Here is a 1,489-nt window from a genome sequence, read left to right on the forward strand (position 1 = left end):
CCGCCCGGGAGGGGCCACCTCCCGCGCATAGGATGGTCGTCATGCGGAATTTCGACCTCATCATCATCGGCTCCGGCTCGGGCAACTCCATCCTCACCGAGGACTACGAGGGACTGGACGTCGCCCTCGTCGACGGCGGGACCTTCGGCGGCACGTGCCTCAACGTGGGCTGCATCCCCACGAAGATGTACGCGTACCCGGCGAGTGTGGCCCGACGCGCCCACGAGGCGGATCGGCTCGGCCTGGACGCCGGGGTGAACGGCGTGCGCTGGCGGGAGATGCGGGACCGGATCTTCGGGCGGATCGACGCGATCTCCCACGGCGGGCTCGAGTACCGCCGGACGCTGCCCCACGTGACGGTCTACGAGGAGCACGTGCGCTTCACCGGGCCGCGGATCCTGCGCACCGCGTCGGGGGAGGAGCTCACGGCCGAGCAGATCGTGGTGGCGTCCGGCTCGCGCCCGGTGCTGCCGGAGATCCCCGGGATCCACCTGCCCGAGGTGCACACCTCGGACACGGTGATGCGCATCGAGGAGCTGCCCGACCGCGTGGTGGTGGTCGGCGGCGGCTACATCGGCGCCGAGTTCGCCCACGTGTTCTCCAGCCTCGGCTCCCGGGTGACCCAGGTCAACCGCTCCCACCGCATCCTGCGCTACCACGACCCGGAGATCGCCGAGCGGTTCGCGCGCGAGGCCTCCCGGCAGTGGAAGCTCGAGACGGGATGGACGCTGAGCGAGGTCGAGGAGTGGGACGGCGACGAGGGCGCCGTGATGGTCACCTTCCGCGACCCGCAGGACCCGGAGCTCGTCATGCGCCTGCCGGCGGACGTGGTGCTGGTGGCCACGGGGCGGCAGCCGAACACCGACGTGCTCGACGCCCGGACGGGTGGCCTGGACGTGCGGCCGGACGATCTGCTGGCCGTCGACGAGTACCAGCGCGCCCTCTCCGGGGGCCGCCCCGTCGAAGGGGTCTGGGCGCTCGGCGACATCAGCTCGCCCTATCAGCTCAAGCACGTGGCCAACGCCGAGGCCCGGACGGTGCAGCACAATCTCCTGCACCCCGGTGACCTCCGGGCCACCGACCACCGGTTCGTGCCCTCCGCCGTGTTCACCAGCCCGCAGATCGCGTCCGTCGGCATGACCCAGGAGGAGGCCGAGCAGTGGGCGGTCGAACAGGGCAGCGAGATCACCGTCAAGGTGCAGGACTACGGGGCCACGGCGTACGGGTGGGCCATGGAGGACCACACGGGCCTGTGCAAGCTGATCGCGGAGAAGGGCACCGGACGCCTGCTGGGCGCGCACCTGATCGGCGAGGAGGCCTCCCTGCTCATCCAGCCGCTGGTCCAGGCGATGTCCTTCGGCCTCGACGCCCACACGATGGCCCGCGGCCAGTACTGGATCCACCCCGCCCTGAGCGAGGTCGTCGAGAACGCCCTGCTGGGCCTCGACGTCCCCGAGCACACCCCGCTGGCCCCCGAAGCCCTCGTCGG

1 protein-coding gene is annotated in these 1,489 nt (G+C 71.4%); it reads left to right on the forward strand.

Annotated elements, in window-relative coordinates:
- Positions 1 to 41: 41 nt before the first annotated feature.
- On the forward strand, positions 42 to 1,489 hold a 1,448-nt coding region (locus ACH9D2_RS00585; RefSeq protein WP_396360767.1), incomplete at its 3' end, for a mycothione reductase.

The organism is Kocuria rhizosphaericola (assembly GCF_044462205.1).
GTDB lineage: Bacteria > Actinomycetota > Actinomycetes > Actinomycetales > Micrococcaceae > Kocuria > Kocuria rhizosphaericola.